The 15,397-nt window shown below is 57.9% G+C and carries 13 protein-coding genes; 3 read left to right on the forward strand and 10 right to left on the reverse strand.

Going from position 1 to position 15,397, the window contains the following annotated elements; all coding sequences use genetic code 11:
* The first annotated feature begins 75 nt into the window (after positions 1-75).
* Positions 76-345, forward strand: coding sequence for a YdgH/BhsA/McbA-like domain containing protein (locus tag ACQUTP_RS16565; RefSeq protein ID WP_004202149.1), 270 nt, complete (start codon positions 76-78; stop codon positions 343-345).
* A gap of 87 nt (positions 346-432) precedes the next feature.
* On the opposite strand, the gene feoC is transcribed toward ACQUTP_RS16565, so the two are convergent.
* The 5 genes from feoC to greB all read right to left on the reverse strand — a co-directional run bounded on the left by feoC (position 433) and on the right by greB (position 6,573).
* A complete protein-coding gene (gene feoC, locus ACQUTP_RS16570; RefSeq protein ID WP_004202151.1) occupies positions 433-672 on the reverse strand; it encodes a [Fe-S]-dependent transcriptional repressor FeoC in 240 nt (79 codons plus the stop codon).
* 9 nt (positions 673-681) lie between these two features.
* Positions 682-3,000 (reverse strand): Fe(2+) transporter permease subunit FeoB, encoded by a 2,319-nt coding sequence (feoB, locus tag ACQUTP_RS16575; protein ID WP_023319253.1) that lies wholly within the window; start codon positions 2,998-3,000, stop codon positions 682-684.
* A 28-nt stretch (positions 3,001-3,028) separates the two neighbouring features.
* Positions 3,029-3,256 (reverse strand): ferrous iron transporter A, encoded by a 228-nt coding sequence (gene feoA, locus ACQUTP_RS16580; RefSeq protein WP_004202154.1) that lies wholly within the window; start codon positions 3,254-3,256, stop codon positions 3,029-3,031.
* Between the two features lie 412 nt (positions 3,257-3,668).
* On the reverse strand, positions 3,669-5,999 hold the full coding sequence (locus tag ACQUTP_RS16585) for a Tex family protein (RefSeq protein ID WP_004202157.1): 2,331 nt from the start codon (positions 5,997-5,999) through the stop codon (positions 3,669-3,671).
* A 100-nt stretch (positions 6,000-6,099) separates the two neighbouring features.
* Positions 6,100-6,573, reverse strand: a complete 474-nt coding sequence (greB, locus tag ACQUTP_RS16590; protein WP_002920503.1) for a transcription elongation factor GreB — start codon at positions 6,571-6,573, stop codon at positions 6,100-6,102.
* Positions 6,574-6,800: 227 nt separating this feature from the next.
* On the opposite strand from greB, the gene ompR reads away from it, so the two are divergent.
* The gene (ompR, locus tag ACQUTP_RS16595; RefSeq protein ID WP_001157751.1) at positions 6,801-7,520 is read left to right on the forward strand and encodes a two-component system response regulator OmpR; all 720 of its coding nucleotides are present in this window, start codon (positions 6,801-6,803) and stop codon (positions 7,518-7,520) included.
* Positions 7,517-8,872 (forward strand): two-component system sensor histidine kinase EnvZ, encoded by a 1,356-nt coding sequence (gene envZ / locus ACQUTP_RS16600; RefSeq protein ID WP_004202158.1) that lies wholly within the window; start codon positions 7,517-7,519, stop codon positions 8,870-8,872. The genes ompR and envZ overlap by 4 nt, the downstream gene beginning before the upstream one ends.
* A gap of 77 nt (positions 8,873-8,949) precedes the next feature.
* Here the strand turns inward: envZ and pckA are convergent, their stop codons facing one another.
* From pckA to ACQUTP_RS16625, 5 genes are all read right to left on the reverse strand, one after another.
* The gene (gene pckA / locus ACQUTP_RS16605) at positions 8,950-10,572 is read right to left on the reverse strand and encodes a phosphoenolpyruvate carboxykinase (ATP) (protein ID WP_004202159.1); all 1,623 of its coding nucleotides are present in this window, start codon (positions 10,570-10,572) and stop codon (positions 8,950-8,952) included.
* Between the two features lie 359 nt (positions 10,573-10,931).
* Complete coding sequence (hslO, locus tag ACQUTP_RS16610; protein WP_017899960.1) at positions 10,932-11,816, reverse strand: Hsp33 family molecular chaperone HslO; 885 nt, start codon at positions 11,814-11,816, stop codon at positions 10,932-10,934.
* Positions 11,817-11,834: 18 nt separating this feature from the next.
* Positions 11,835-12,236, reverse strand: a complete 402-nt coding sequence (hslR, locus tag ACQUTP_RS16615; RefSeq protein ID WP_017899959.1) for a ribosome-associated heat shock protein Hsp15 — start codon at positions 12,234-12,236, stop codon at positions 11,835-11,837.
* The gene (gene yrfG, locus ACQUTP_RS16620; RefSeq protein WP_004202162.1) at positions 12,233-12,916 is read right to left on the reverse strand and encodes a GMP/IMP nucleotidase; all 684 of its coding nucleotides are present in this window, start codon (positions 12,914-12,916) and stop codon (positions 12,233-12,235) included. Before yrfG ends, hslR begins: the two co-directional genes overlap by 4 nt.
* A 60-nt stretch (positions 12,917-12,976) precedes the next feature.
* Entirely contained in the window at positions 12,977-15,106 is a 2,130-nt protein-coding gene (locus ACQUTP_RS16625) for an intracellular growth attenuator family protein (protein ID WP_032456684.1), read from the reverse strand.
* Positions 15,107-15,397 lie beyond the last annotated feature (291 nt).

The following is a 15,397-nucleotide window of genomic DNA, read 5'->3' on the forward strand; positions in this document are numbered from 1 at the left end:
TAGGTTGTTACGGTGGTTGATTATTTCATTCCGCCACCGTGACCTACAATAACAACCTAATGGAGAGTAGAGGCTATGAAACTTGTTACAGGAATGGTTGCATCTCTGGTGATTGGCTGTCTGTCTTTTGGCGCATTCGCAGCGAAAGAGATCCAAAAAGAGGACGTGGCGAAGATGAATCTGACCAAGGTCGGCAGCATTACGACCTCAAGGACGACCTCGCCGATGGACGCCCGACGCGATCTGTCGAAAAAAGCTGATGAGCTGGGTGGAAAATACTTTGTGGTGATTGCCGGGCAGAAAAACGAAAAAACCGTTCACGCTAACGCTGACGTGTATAAATAATCCAGTCATAAAAAACGGGCCTGTTGGCCCGTTTTTCTCTGCTGTCACACTCGTTTTACCCCATGGCGCTGGCTGGCCTTACTCCCTTCATCGCAGCGCCCACCACTCCTGCTGGCACGCCGCTTTCCCTTCAGGACAGCTTTTACAGCTGCCGGAGAGGCAGCCCTCGCTCGTTTCGCTGATCCGTACCACCTTGCCCATGGCTTCCATGCGTTCGAGCATGGCGTCAATCAGCGGCTGAGGCGTCCGCAGGCGGGCGCTGAGCTGTTTCGCCTCCATGCGGCCCTGCAGGGCCAGCATATCGCGGACTTCCATTAACGACGCCACCGCTCCTCCTTAGTGGCAATCGCCAGCCGGGCTGGAACAGCAGGAGGTCGGCGTTTTCCGGGTGGCCAGCAGCGAGACGTCAACCCGGCTGCGCGCCCGACGCAGCAGACCGAAGAGCACCACGTTGAACAATACCACCGCCAGGATACACGCCAGGCTGTAGCGCGGATGGTCGCTAAAGCTGACGGTCTGGTAGTAGAGCGTCGAGAGCGAATAGGCGATATTCAGTCCCCACAGAATGGAGAAGGTCATCCAGCCGCGGCTCGATTCGCGGGCGATGGCGCCCATCACCGAGATGCAGGGGATGTAGAGCAGAACGAAGATCAGGTAGCTGTAAGCCGCCGCGGCGCTGCCAAATTTACTGCCCATCACGCCCATCGCGCCGGTGGCCATTTCGCCATCGCCTTTGCTGGCTTCGATGGGGTTGGCCAGGACGCTGAGGCTGAAGGTGTCTTTCAGTCCCTGCCATGTCTCGTCGACGGCCGCCAGCAGTTCTTCGCCGAGGCTGAAGGTCTGCGGATTGAACTCCTCGTTCTGGATATCTTCGGCGGTATAGAGGGTGTTCAGCGTACCGACCACCACCTCCTTCGCCATCGCGCCGGTAAACAGGCCCACGGTGGCCTGCCAGTTATCTTCATGTACGCCGATCGGTTTAAACACCGGAGTAATGACCCGGCTCACCGAGGCCAGCGCGGAGTCGTTGATGTTGTCGACGACCTTACCGCTCAGCGAGAAGCTGTTCAGCGCGCTGAGGAAGATGCTGACAATGACGATCACCTTCCCGGCGCGCAGCACAAAGCCTTTCAGGCGCTGCCAGGTCTGGATAATCAGGCTCTTGATATGCGGGACGTGGTACACCGGCAGCTCCATCACGAACGGCGAGGCTTCGCCGCGCATAATGGTGTGCTTCAGCATCAGGCCGGTGAGAATGGCCATCACAATGCCCAGCACGTAGAGCGAGAAGACCGCCAGCGCGCCGTTCTGACCAAAGAACGCGGCCGCGAAGACGGCGAAGATCGCCAGCCGCGCGCCGCAGGACATAAACGGCGCCATCATAATGGTCATCAGACGTTCGCGCGGGGCGTCGAGGGTGCGGGCGCCCATCACCGACGGCACGTTACAGCCGAAACCGACAATCAACGGGACAAAGGATTTTCCCGGCAGGCCGAGGGCTTGCATCAGGCGGTCCATGACAAAGGCGGCGCGCGCCATGTAGCCGGAGTCCTCAAGGAAAGAGAGGAACAGATACATCATGCCGATCTGCGGCACCAGCGGCAGCACGGTGTTGATACCGCCGCCGATCCCCTGGGCGAGGAACACGGTCAGCCAGTCCGGGAAGTGCAGGGTGTAGCCCAGCCATTGAATACCGTGAATAAAGACCGCGACCGAGCCGGCGTCAAAAATCGGCTGCAGCGCGCCGCCGATGTTGATCGCCAGCAGGAACATCAGATACATGACAAAGAGAAAAATCGGCAACCCGAGGAAGCGGTTGAGGATCACCTTGTCCATCGCCGCGGTAAAGCGGCTTGGCTCGGCGGTCAGGGTGTTACTGACGGCGTCGCAAATGGCGGCGATGGTCTGATAGCGCGCGTCAGCGATATGCAGCGCCGGGTCGTCGATCTCGTCGCTAAGATTCGCCAGGGCGATATCCAGTTTATCGGCGGCGTCGCCGGCATAGGCCCGGCTGTAGATGTCGCCCTCCAGCATCTGCAGACCGAGCCAGCGCCGTTGCTTGACCGGGATCTGCGCTGACATCTGCTGCGCCAGCAGGTCAGCTTCGCGCAGCAGCGGCTGCGGATAATGGACCAGCTCAATATCGCTGTTCGCCTGATGACGGTCGAGGGCAATCTTCAGCGCTTCGATCCCGCGTCCGCGGGTCGAAACCAGCGGAATGACCGGGCAGCCGAGGCGCGCGGCGAGGGCATCGATATCGATACGCACCTGCTGCTTTTCGGCAATATCCAGCATGTTCAGCGCCACGACGCAGGGGATCCCCAGCTCAAGCAGCTGCAGCGTCAAATAGAGGTTTCGCTCGAGGTTGGAGGCGTCGACCACGTTAATCAGCATGTCGGCCTCGCCGCTGAGGATGTAGTGGCAGGCGATCTGCTCGTCCAGCGAGGTCTGCGAAGAGATGGTGGTCAGAGAGTAGGTCCCGGGGAGGTCAACCAGCGTGACCTGGTGGTCAGTGGTGGCGAATACGCCCTCTTTACGCTCAACGGTGACCCCGGCCCAGTTGCCCACGCGCTGGCGGGCGCCGGTCAGTTGATTAAATAAAGTGGTCTTGCCGGAATTAGGATTACCAATTAAACCAACGGTTAATTTTTTCATATTTCAGACTCTTGTGCCGGGCCAGCCGTTATTGTGCAACCGCTTCCAGTTCGATTAAGGCGAGATCTTTTTTGCGTAATACCAAACTGACGCGTCGGGTTTCAATATGAACAGGATCGCCGAGCGGCGCCACGCGCACCACATGAAAAGAGGATCCGGGCAGCATGCCGAGGGAGAGCAATTTCTGACGGTATGCTGGGCTAATATCGCGGGAGAATCCAATGATTTTCCACGCACTATCAGGTGTGAATTGCATAGGGCCTACTTGTCTATCGCTAACCGAAGATGAATTGACCGGGCGTCGGGATGTCACCGCGCCGGATACCATAGCCAACGAAAAAAGAAAAAATCATTCTGAAAGTGATGATAATGAGAATGGTTTTTATCATCAATACATATGATGCGATCAACGCTATTTTTAAAGCGGAAATCACTTTTTTATTGATGTGCCGCAAAATCTGTCTGTGATCGAAAATGCACGAAATATTATTTCGGCGATCTAATGTTTAATTAAGGTTTCTTAAGTTAACGAAATGAAAATATTAATTTCGCTGTCTTCAGGCGTGGAATAAAAACAGGTTATCAGAAACAACTGAACCTGTTTTGCGCGTGATGGCGATGGCCTGGTCATGAAAAGAAAACTGCCCCTGAAAAGGGGCAGGGTGGGATTAGCGTTTTTTACCCATCGCCGCCGCGAGGGCATCCATCATCGCGCTGTTGCCGGCAGGCTGCGCGTCGCGACCGCGAGGTTTGGCGGCTTTCGCGGCCGGGCGGTTGCCCTGCGGGCGATCCTGACCGCCGCCGCGGCGGGCGTTGCTGTCGCCCGGCTGCTCGTCGAGACGCATGGTCAGGGCGATACGCTTACGCGGCAGATCGACTTCCATGACCTTGACCTTCACGATGTCGCCCGCTTTCACCACGGTGTGCGGATCTTCAACAAACTTGTCAGAAAGCGACGAAATGTGGACCAGTCCGTCCTGATGGACGCCGATATCGACAAATGCGCCGAAGTTGGTGACGTTGGTGACGGCCCCTTCCAGAATCATCCCCGGCAGCAGATCGTTCATGGTCTCTACGCCGTCTGCGAACTTCGCTGTCTTAAACTCCGGACGCGGGTCGCGGCCCGGTTTTTCCAGCTCTTTGATGATGTCGGTCACGGTCGGTACGCCGAACTTCTCATCGGTGAAATCCACGGCCTTCAGGTGGCGCAGCGCACTGCTATTGCCCATCAGATCTTTCAGCGCCTGCTGGGTAGCGGCCAGAATGCGTTCGACCACCGGGTAGGCTTCCGGGTGAACGGTGGAGGCATCCAGCGGGTTGTCGCCGTGGTTGATACGCAGGAAGCCGGCGCACTGTTCAAAGGCTTTCGGCCCCAGGCGGCTGACCTTCAGCAGCTGCTGGCGGTTCTGGAACTGGCCGTTCTCGTCGCGCCAGGCGACGATGTTCTGCGCCATCATGCGGGTCAGGCCGGCCACGCGGGTCAGCAGCGGCACGGAGGCGGTGTTCAGGTCAACGCCAACGGCGTTCACGCAGTCTTCCACCACCGCGTCCAGCTTACGCGCCAGCTGGGTCTGGCTGACATCGTGCTGATACTGGCCGACGCCAATGGATTTCGGGTCGATTTTCACCAGCTCGGCCAGGGGATCCTGCAGACGGCGGGCAATGGAGACCGCGCCGCGCAGCGACACGTCGAGGTCAGGGAACTCCTGCGCCGCCAGCTCGGAGGCGGAGTAAACGGAAGCCCCGGCTTCGCTGACGATCACCTTCTGGGCGGTGACCTTCGGGAACTGTTTCTGCACGTCGAGGAAGAAACGCTCGGTTTCACGCGAGGCGGTGCCGTTGCCGATCGCCACCAGCTCGACGTTGTGCTTCTCGCACAGCGCCGCCACGACAATCGCCGCTTTAGCCGCCTGGCCGGTGTGGGGGTAGATGGTATCGGTGGCCACCAGTTTGCCGGTACCGTCAACCACGGCCACTTTCACCCCGGTGCGCAGGCCCGGGTCAAGGCCCATGGTAGCGCGCAGCCCGGCGGGCGCAGCCATCAGCAGGTCGTGCAGGTTGCGGGCGAAGACGTTAATAGCTTCGTCTTCGGCGCGCTCGCGCACGGTACCCATCAGCTCGGTTTCGAGATGCATCAGGACTTTGATCCGCCAGGTCCAACTGACGACGCCTTTACGCCAGCTGTCCGCCGGGGCGTTATTCAGGCGCAGGCCCAGATGGTCGATAATAATCTGCTCGCAGTGGCTCTCTTTCGGCGGCTCGTCAAACTGCGGGTCAGCGTTTAAAGAGAGCTGCAGGACGCCTTCGTTGCGACCGCGGAACATCGCCAGCGCGCGATGCGACGGCACGGTGGCGATCGGTTCATGGTGATCGAAGTAGTCGCGGAATTTGGCGCCTTCCTCTTCTTTGCCGCTGACGACGGTGGAGACCAGGTGGGCGTTTTTCCACAGATAGTCACGGACCTTCGCCAGCAGCGCGGCGTCTTCGGCAAAACGCTCCATCAGGATATAGCGCGCGCCATCCAGCGCCGCTTTGCTGTCGGCCACGCCTTTATCGGCATCAATATATTTTGCGGCTTCCGTTTCCGGATCGTGGGACGGTTCGTTCCACAGCAGGTCAGCCAGCGGCTCCAGCCCCGCTTCGATAGCGATTTGCCCGCGGGTGCGGCGCTTCGGTTTATACGGCAGGTAGAGATCTTCCAGTTCAGTTTTGCTGAGCGTGGTGTTGATGGCTTTTTCCAGCGCGTCGGTCAGTTTGCCCTGTTCAGCGATGGATTTGAGGATCGCCTGACGACGGTCTTCCAGTTCGCGCAGATAGCCGAGGCGGGTTTCCAGATTACGCAGCTGCGTGTCATCCAGACCGCCGGTGACTTCTTTACGATAACGTGCAATAAACGGCACGGTGTTCCCTTCATCAAGCAGGCGAACGGCAGCTTCTACCTGTTCGGCTCTGGCCTGAAGTTCACCCGCAATAATGCGGCAGAGCGAATCATTCATCATGGCTTTTAATTCATCTTTAGGGTCAAAAATCAGGGACTAGTTATACGGACTGACGGCTGAAAATGCCAGTCGCGCCGGGCGTCTCTCGGAAAGTTCTTGTCTATTTAACGTATTCGATCTCGTTGACATACCAGCTGGCTTCGCCCGCCGGCGTGTTGACGATGGCCAGATCGCCAACCTCTTTTTTTAACAGTGCGCGCGCCATCGGCGAGTCGATGGAGATATAGTCTTTGCGGCCAAAAATTTCATCGTAACCGACGATGCGAAAGCGCTTGATATCGCCTTCATCGTTTTCAATCTCTACCCAGGCGCCGAAGAAGACTTTACCTTCCTGTTGCGGCGAGTAATCGACAATTTTCAACTGTTCCAGACATTTGGTCAGATAGCGGACCCGGCGATCGATCTCGCGCAGGCGCTTTTTGTTGTACTGGTAATCCGCGTTCTCGCTGCGGTCGCCAAGGCTGGCGGCCCAGGTCACCTTTTTGGTCACTTCCGGGCGCTCCTGGCGCCACAGGTAGTCCATCTCCTGCTTCAGTTTTTCATATCCCTCGCGGGTGATCAGCGGCGTTTTCATCGTGAGTTCAACCTTCTGACAGTCTGTCGTTGCGCACAATTTGTAGCGCGTAATAATACCGACAGGATAAATACTGTGTCTTATGATTAAATGTATACTTAACCTGCTGTTAAATATGCTTTGTAACAATTTAGCCTGGAATATATACCAGATTTAGCTGGTGAGCGCGCCGGGCTTTTTTGAGAATACGCACTGACTATTGCAGTGAACCTTTGGGAGTACAAACAATGCAAGAGAATTATAAGATTCTGGTTGTGGATGACGACATGCGCCTGCGTGCGCTGCTCGAACGTTATCTGACCGAGCAGGGCTTCCAGGTTCGTAGCGTGGCGAACGCCGAACAGATGGATCGTCTGTTAACCCGCGAATCCTTCCACCTGATGGTGCTGGATCTGATGCTGCCTGGGGAAGATGGTCTCTCGATTTGCCGCCGTCTGCGCAGCCAGAGCAACCCGATGCCGATCATTATGGTGACGGCGAAAGGCGAAGAGGTTGATCGTATTGTGGGCCTGGAGATCGGGGCCGACGACTACATTCCGAAGCCGTTCAACCCGCGTGAACTGCTGGCCCGCATCCGGGCGGTGCTGCGCCGTCAGGCGAACGAGCTGCCGGGCGCGCCGTCGCAGGAAGAGGCGGTTATCGCCTTTGGTAAATTCAAACTGAACCTGGGCACCCGCGAGATGTTCCGTGAAGACGAGCCGATGCCGTTGACCAGCGGCGAGTTTGCGGTCCTGAAGGCGCTGGTAAGCCATCCTCGTGAGCCGCTGTCGCGCGATAAGTTAATGAACCTCGCTCGCGGCCGCGAATACTCTGCGATGGAGCGTTCCATCGACGTACAGATCTCCCGCCTGCGCCGCATGGTGGAAGAGGACCCGGCGCATCCGCGCTATATCCAGACCGTCTGGGGTCTGGGCTACGTCTTCGTCCCGGACGGTTCTAAGGCATGAAACGCGTGCGCTTTTCGCCGCGCAGCTCCTTTGCTCGCACGCTGCTCCTGATCGTCACCTTGCTGTTCGTCAGCCTGGTGACGACCTATCTGGTAGTACTGAATTTCGCGATCCTGCCAAGTCTCCAGCAGTTTAATAAAGTATTGGCCTACGAAGTGCGTATGCTGATGACTGATAAGCTGCAGCTGGAGGATGGCACCCAGCTGGTGGTGCCCCCGGCGTTTCGCCGTGAAATTTATCGCGAGCTGGGGATTTCGCTCTATTCCAATGAAGCGGCGGAAGACGCAGGCCTGCGCTGGGCGCAGCATTATGAATTCTTGAGCCAACAGATGGCTCATCAGCTTGGCGGCCCCACTGAGGTGCGGGTGGAGGTCAATAAAAGCTCCCCCGTGGTGTGGCTGAAGACCTGGCTGTCGCCCAATATTTGGGTGCGGGTGCCGCTGACCGAGATCCATCAGGGCGACTTCTCGCCGCTGTTCCGCTATACCCTGGCGATCATGCTGCTGGCGATAGGCGGCGCCTGGCTGTTTATCCGTATTCAGAACCGCCCGCTGGTGGATCTGGAGCATGCGGCGCTGCAGGTCGGGCGCGGCATTATTCCGCCGCCGCTGCGCGAGTATGGCGCCTCCGAAGTGCGTTCGGTGACGCGCGCCTTCAACCACATGGCCGCGGGCGTGAAGCAGCTGGCCGACGACCGTACGCTGCTGATGGCTGGGGTCAGCCATGATTTACGGACTCCGCTGACCCGCATTCGTCTGGCCACCGAGATGATGGGCGAGCAGGACGGCTATCTCGCGGAGTCGATCAACAAAGATATCGAAGAGTGCAACGCCATCATCGAGCAGTTTATCGACTATCTGCGCACCGGGCAGGAGATGCCGATGGAGCTGGCGGATCTGAATGCGGTGCTGGGGGAAGTGATCGCTGCGGAGAGCGGCTATGAGCGGGAGATCGCCACCGCCCTGCAGGCCGGCGAAATTCCGGTACGCATGCATCCTCTGTCTATCAAGCGCGCGCTGGCGAATATGGTGGTCAACGCGGCCCGCTATGGCAATGGCTGGATCAAGGTCAGCAGCGGCAGCGAAGCGAGCCGGGCCTGGTTCCAGGTAGAAGATGACGGACCGGGGATTAAACCTGAGCAGCGAGAGCACCTGTTTCAGCCGTTTGTACGCGGCGACAGCGCCCGCAGCACCAGCGGCACCGGGCTGGGGTTGGCGATTGTTCAGCGTATTATCGATAATCACAACGGGCGGCTGGAGATTGGCTCCAGCGAACGCGGCGGGTTACTGATCCGCGCCTGGCTGCCGGTGCACCGGGTGCTGGCGCCGATGAAACCGGCCAAAGAGAGCTGATCGCGCCCGCGGTTGGTTGGTCAGAACGTTGCACAATAAAAAGCCGGGCAAGCCCGGCTTTTTCATCTTTGCGCCCGTTAGCGCTGCGGCCCTGCCGCCACCAGCGCGGCGCCCGCTGGCGTATCGGTATACTTCTCAAAGTTCTCAATAAACAGCTTCGCCAGCTGGTCGGCTTTTTCCTGCCACTGCTCCGGGGAACCATAGGTGCTGCGCGGATCGAGGATCTGGGGATCCACGCCCGGGAGGGCCGTCGGGATCTGCAGGTTAAACATCGGCAGGGTAAAGGTCTCCGCGTTGTCCAGCGAGCCATTGAGGATGGCGTCGATGATGGCGCGGGTATCTTTAATCGAGATGCGCTTGCCGGTGCCGTTCCAGCCGGTATTGACCAGATAAGCCTGCGCGCCGGCCGCCTGCATGCGTTTGACCAGCACTTCGGCGTACTGTGTCGGGTGCAGCGACAGGAAGGCGGCGCCGAAGCAGGCGGAAAAAGTTGGCGTGGGTTCGGTCACGCCGCGCTCGGTGCCGGCCAGTTTGGCGGTAAACCCGGACAGGAAATGGTACTGCGTCTGATCGGCGGTCAGGCGGGAGACCGGCGGCAGTACGCCGAACGCATCGGCCGTCAGGAAGATCACTTTGGTGGCGTGACCCGCTTTGGAGACCGGTTTGACGATATTATCGATATGGTCGATGGGGTAGGAGACGCGGGTGTTTTCGGTCTTTGAGCCGTCATCGAAATCGATTGTCCCGTCGGCGCGCACCACCACGTTTTCCAGCAGGGCGTTGCGGCGAATGGCGTGATAGATATCCGGCTCGGCCGCTTCAGAGAGCTTGATGGTCTTGGCGTAGCAGCCCCCTTCGAAGTTAAACACCCCGTCGTCATCCCAGCCATGTTCGTCATCGCCAATCAGGCGGCGTTTCGGGTCGGTGGAGAGGGTGGTTTTGCCGGTGCCTGAGAGGCCGAAGAAAATGGCGACATCGCCTTTCTCGCCCACGTTGGCAGAACAGTGCATGGAGGCGATGCCCTTCAGCGGCAGCAGGTAGTTCATGATCGAGAACATCCCTTTCTTCATCTCGCCGCCGTACCAGGTGCCGCCGATCAACTGAATGCGCTCGGTGAGGTTGAAAGCGATGAAGTTTTCCGAGTTCAGGCCCTGCTCTTTCCACTGCGGGTTGGTGCACTTCGCGCCGTTCATCACGATGAAGTCGGGCGTGAATTCCGCCAGCTCTTCGTCGCTCGGGCGGATGAACATGTTTTTAACGAAGTGCGCCTGCCAGGCCACTTCGGTAATGAAACGTACGCTGAGACGGGTATCGGCGTTAGCGCCGCAGAAGGCGTCGACGATAAACAGGCGTTTACCGGACAGCTGCTGTGTTACCAGCCCTTTCAGATGCTGCCAGGTTTCCTGCGAAAGCGGCTTGTTGTCGTTTTTACCCTTGCCTTTATCGGACCACCAGACGGTATCGCGGGTGGTGTCGTCGCGCACGAGGTACTTATCTTTCGGAGAACGACCGGTAAAAATGCCCGTGTCGACGGCGATAGCACCGAGACTGGTTAATACGCCACGTTCGTAGCCTTCCAGGTTGGGGTCGAGCTCTTCCTGAAACAACATGTCGTAGCTGGGATTGTGGACGATATCCTGAACGTCATTGATACCATAAGCCTTGAGATCCTGCGGGGTTAAACCATGATTAACGCGCATGTCACTGCTCCTTAGCCAAGATGTACTGCTGTAAATTGTAGGGTTTATTACCGGGTATTGACCGCGACCAGGCTCATAGATTTACGTATCTCGACATTCTTCAGAATGACGAAAAAAACGGTGACTCCTGTCACGAAGTGAAGTGGATTATCTCAGGAAATGGCTGGATGGTGGGGTTAGATGTTTCTCAATGGTTAAAAAGTAATTAAAAAAACTACTGAAATGTGAATGTAATCGCTTTCCTGGAATAAAATTACGTAACTCTTTCAGCGAAAATCGATTCAACTCGTGAATAAATAAAAGTCAGACACCGGGCGACAAACCACATCGCCGCCCGGTGCCTGCAAAAGAGGTGAGGATTAATGGACCTGCGGATCGGCCGGAGAGGCGTTATTACGGATCTCGGCGATGTCCATGGCGTTGAAGATATAGTGGTTACCGCAGTAGTCGCAGTGCATATCAATCTCGCCTTCGTCGGCAAGGATGCTATCTATCTCTTCGTCCGGCAGGGTTTTCAGCGCGCCGGCGCAGCGTTCGCGGGAGCAGGTGCACTTGAACTCCACGCTCTGCGGATCGTAGACCGTGACTTCTTCTTCATGGTACAGACGCCACAGCACATCGTTCGCCGGCAGGGTGAACAGCTCTTCCGCCTTGATGGTCTCGGTGAGCGTCGCCAGGTGCTCAAAGTCGGCAGTCTGGGCATCCTGCGCCGGCATCACCTGCAGCAGCATCCCGCCCGCCATCGGCTGACCTTCATGTTCGCCGGTGCGGATAATAAGGCGCGTCGGCAGCTGCTCTGAACGCTGGAAGTAATCTTCCAGGCAGGCGGCCAGCGTATCGCCTTCCAGACCGACCACGCCCTGATAACGCTCACCCTCTTCCGGGGAGATGGTGATGACCAGATAGCCGTTGCCGACCATCGCTTTCAGATCCGCATCGTCCGCAATCTCGCCCTGCACACGCGCGACGCCGCGCAGCTGCTGCTGGTTATTGCCGTTGATCACCGCCAGCTGTAAAGGCCCATCGCCCTGCAGCTGCACGGTGATGTCGCCGGCAAATTTCAGCGTCGCAGTCAGCAGACTGGTGGCGACCAGCAGCTCCGCCAGCACCGTTTTCACCGGCTGGGGATAAGTGTGATTTGCCAGAATCTGTTCCAGGGTTTCCGACACCGTCACCAGCTCGCCGCGCACGGCATAGTTTTCAAACAGATAACGATGTAATTGATCGTGTTGAGTCATAATCATCTCTCTTTCTGGCGCGAGTTACTCACTCTCGCCGTGTTTAAATCTCATCAGGTCGCGGCGCTCTTTCTTGTCCGGACGTCTGTCAGGGTGCGGCATGGTCAGGGCGTTCATTTTGCGCGCCAGGGCCATTTTTTCACGCTTCTCGATACTCTCAGCCGTCTCTTCATACAGGGTGACGGCTTCGCTTGCCGGGCGGCGCTGTTCGGTGATACCGACGATGCGCACCGTCCGCTCGTCGTTGCCCTGACGCAGCGTTAGCATGGCGTCCAGTTCGACGATTTTCCCGGGCTTGCTGCGTTGTCCGTTGTAATGCACCTTGCCGCCTTCAATCATCTCTCGCGCCAGCGCGCGGGTCTTGTAAAAGCGGGCGGCCCAAAGCCATTTGTCCAGTCTGACGGTTTCGGTAGGCTTCTCTTTCATCGCCTCTCCTTCGGGGTAAGCGAAGGGATCAGTCGTCGGTAATCATTCAGCCCCGGATGGCGCAGATACTGCTTTTCCGCCAGTCCGGAGTCGGGATTGGTAATGCCCAGGCAGTAACGAATGCCAAACTCCCTCGCGGCATCCAGAATTGCCTCGCTGTCGTCGACAAACAGCGTTTTATGCGCCTCAAGGCCGGTTTCCTCCGCCACGGCGCGCCACAGACGCTGATCCTCTTTCGGATAACCAAATGTGTGGGTGGAAAGTAATAAATCAAGGTGCGCATCCAGGCCGGTGTGTTTGAGTTTCACCGCCAGATTGTGGGGATGGGCATTGGTCAACAGAATACGTCGCTTACCGCTGGCCTTGAGCGCATCAAGGAACGGCACGGTATCCTCACGCAGCGTGGCGCGCGGACCCTGTTCGCTGGTCATCGCACAAATATCCAAACCCAGGCGCTCGCTCCAGTAATCCAGACAGTACCAGTTTAGCGTATGCTGCACGGCGTGATACTCCTGGTGCATGGCCTCTTTCGCCTGTTGCAGATTGAGGCCGCGGGCGGCCCCCCAGGTTTCCGGCACCAGCGTTTGCCAGAAATAGTTGTCGAAAGCCAGATCCAGGAGCGTGCCGTCCATATCCAGCAGAACGGTATCGACCTCCTGCCAGGCGATATCAAAATGCATGATGACTCTCCAGCGAGCGGGAAATGGGCGACAGGGTATCACACCCTGTCGCCGGGAAAATTAATCTTGCGGGTCAGACGAGGGGAGCAGCACCGGGTTCAGGCAGCTTTCGTAATATTTCTGAATCTCTTCCATACGCTGGCGATGGCGTTGATAACGACGCAGCGCCTGCACCCCGTGGTAAGCCATGCATCCCACCATCGACAGCAGCAGCAGGGTGATGCCCAGATAGCGCCACAGGCCGCTGCGGTCAGGAATGCGGTGCAGGTTGATATGCTGAGTGCCGTTGGCGTCAGTAAACAGATTGGTGACTATCCCTTCGGCATGGAAGGGGGTATGCATCAGCATACCGGCCAGCCGCCGCAGTTCCCCCCACTGCTCATGCGCCGGGTAATCATACAGGCTCACCGCCGGCCACGGCTGATTGACCAGCACGCTGCCCTCGTCGCTGGCGATGACGAAGCCGCCCGGGGCCGGGCTGTTGAGCGCCTGCGCCGCCCGCGAGGTTTCACGCATGACAAAGGGGGCGGTTGAGGTGGTCACCAGATTCTCCAGCGACTCGGCGCTGACTGGCCGCAGCAGCACGTTCACGCCATCCAGTTTCCCGGCGGACGCACGCTTGGTTAACGTCTCCCAGTTACGGGTATTGCCGAGATTAACCAGCGCATTCTTCAGCCGCAGGCAATCATCGGCAGCGGAACAGAGATCGTTGGTTTTCTGAACGATATCGCCGAAATCATCCAGTAGCACCATGCCAGATTTCTGAATGGCGGAGCGCAGCGCCGGGCTGACGCGGGAGTCGTCGTCGGTTTCCGGGTGCAGCTGACGCTGGACGGACTGCATCAGAGCGGTCGCTTTGCTGACAATGTCAGACTCCGGCAGCGGCAGAGGAGGGGCATCGTTCCACACAATCTGCGAACAATCGAAAGGCAGGAACGGCGAATCCTCTTTGGCCGTCCAGCTGCCCGGCGTGCGGATGTTGCACATCCCGGTGCCGGTCAGGCGCAGCGTATCGCCAATGCGCACATGGGCCTTTTCCAGCTGGCTGACGGTCGTGGCTTCAATGGTCTGCGCCCCCTTCAGCCACGACAGGGTGAACTTAAACGGCATATTCAGCGGTACGCTGGCCCATAGCATGATTACCATCACCAGGGAGCCGGCGGCGATAATCGCGCTGCGCAGCCAGTACTGCAGCGGGAAGTTTTTCACTTCATCATGAAGCGACAAGTAGCGTCCCTGACGGGCTACATGGCGGTTGAGATAGATATCAATATCGGTCTGCTGTCCGAGGTCCTGGGCGATCCAGGGCTGCCAGTGGCGCGGATAGATGAGATCGATAATGCCCAGCGAGATATTATTGATATGCTCCTGATCGTTTTCGCCAAACAGCCCCCAGCGCTTAGGGACGCCGCGCAGACAATGGATTTCGCGCAGCGAGGCGCGGCGCGGCGGGGCATAGATCCCCAATAGGCCGGCGGCGAGCAGCAGCAAACCGGCAGCCACCAGCCATGGGGTAAAGACGGCAGGCCCAATCAGACTGAAATAAAAGAACAGGAAAGAGGCGACGATCAGGATCGCTTCGCGCAGACCATCCGGGCGGTTCAGGGCGTGTTCTTCCGGGCTTTCCCGACGGATCTGCCGCAACTCTACCTGTTCGCTCTCTTCGCCGCGAATTGAGGCCTGGGTGGCCGAGGCGCGTTCCAGCGCGTAGCTTTGCGCTTCCTGACGATAGTCGCTCAGGGTATGGCCGTTAAGGGTGATAACCAGCGGCAGGCTGTCGGTGGGGATCAGCTCGACGCTGTTTTCATCGTTGATATGCTGTTCCCAGAACGGCGGCAGATGTACCTCCACCGAATCGAGAAAATAGCGCCATTTATTCGGCGCGTCGGTAGTGATCCCGTAGCGGGTGATGGCTCGCGTCACCCCATAGACGGTATCGCTCTGTTCGTTTAGCGCCAGAGCGACGGGCGCGCTGGTGGCGCCGGACGCGGGAACCTGCTGGGCGCGGCTCAGTTCGGCAAGATACTTTTCGATGGCCTGGCGCTCATCGGCCGCGATCGGCCGCGTGGTGGCATCGCTAAAGGCGTGCAGTAGAGGGAGCCGGCGGCGTCTGGCGTGCGTGCGATACCACCATCCAATGAGCAATACGCAGATTAGCAGAGCTGTAAGGAATATCAGAAAGGTGCCCATGCCCATCCCATCATAGTTATATTTTTCTTACGAAATCGTCGGTGAACGTGAAGACTAACGTCAAGCTGCAGTGTTAGCGGCGCACCTGCTTGCAGGGTAGTAAATATGTCATGCAGCAGCGTATTAGCTTACCAAAAACGTTAAAGGCCAGAAATCGGTAAATTCTCAAAGAGAATTCAAGCTATTGACTTTTTTATCTTTATTACTTTTCCCTTTGCAGGGAAAAGGTTACAACTCTGTAAATAAGTAGCGATTTGGATTGCCGAAAGCGTGTTGCGTATCGCACAATGA

This window comes from Klebsiella sp. 2-CIP_Kleb. (assembly GCF_050378715.1).
GTDB lineage: Bacteria > Pseudomonadota > Gammaproteobacteria > Enterobacterales > Enterobacteriaceae > Klebsiella > Klebsiella quasipneumoniae.

Excerpts from the sequence above, each read along its gene's own strand:
- ACQUTP_RS16565 (WP_004202149.1), top strand. The coding sequence starts at position 76 with ATGAAACTTGTTACAGGAATGGTTGCATCTCTGGTGATTGGCTGTCTG.
- feoB (WP_023319253.1), bottom strand. The coding sequence starts at position 3,000 with ATGAAAAAATTAACCGTTGGTTTAATTGGTAATCCTAATTCCGGCAAG.
- feoA (WP_004202154.1), bottom strand. The coding sequence starts at position 3,256 with ATGCAATTCACACCTGATAGTGCGTGGAAAATCATTGGATTCTCCCGC.
- ACQUTP_RS16585 (WP_004202157.1), bottom strand. The coding sequence starts at position 5,999 with ATGATGAATGATTCGCTCTGCCGCATTATTGCGGGTGAACTTCAGGCC.
- greB (WP_002920503.1), bottom strand. The coding sequence starts at position 6,573 with ATGAAAACGCCGCTGATCACCCGCGAGGGATATGAAAAACTGAAGCAG.
- ompR (WP_001157751.1), top strand. The coding sequence starts at position 6,801 with ATGCAAGAGAATTATAAGATTCTGGTTGTGGATGACGACATGCGCCTG.
- envZ (WP_004202158.1), top strand. The coding sequence starts at position 7,517 with ATGAAACGCGTGCGCTTTTCGCCGCGCAGCTCCTTTGCTCGCACGCTG.
- pckA (WP_004202159.1), bottom strand. The coding sequence starts at position 10,572 with ATGCGCGTTAATCATGGTTTAACCCCGCAGGATCTCAAGGCTTATGGT.
- hslO (WP_017899960.1), bottom strand. The coding sequence starts at position 11,816 with ATGATTATGACTCAACACGATCAATTACATCGTTATCTGTTTGAAAAC.
- hslR (WP_017899959.1), bottom strand. The coding sequence starts at position 12,236 with ATGAAAGAGAAGCCTACCGAAACCGTCAGACTGGACAAATGGCTTTGG.
- yrfG (WP_004202162.1), bottom strand. The coding sequence starts at position 12,916 with ATGCATTTTGATATCGCCTGGCAGGAGGTCGATACCGTTCTGCTGGAT.
- ACQUTP_RS16625 (WP_032456684.1), bottom strand. The coding sequence starts at position 15,106 with ATGGGCACCTTTCTGATATTCCTTACAGCTCTGCTAATCTGCGTATTG.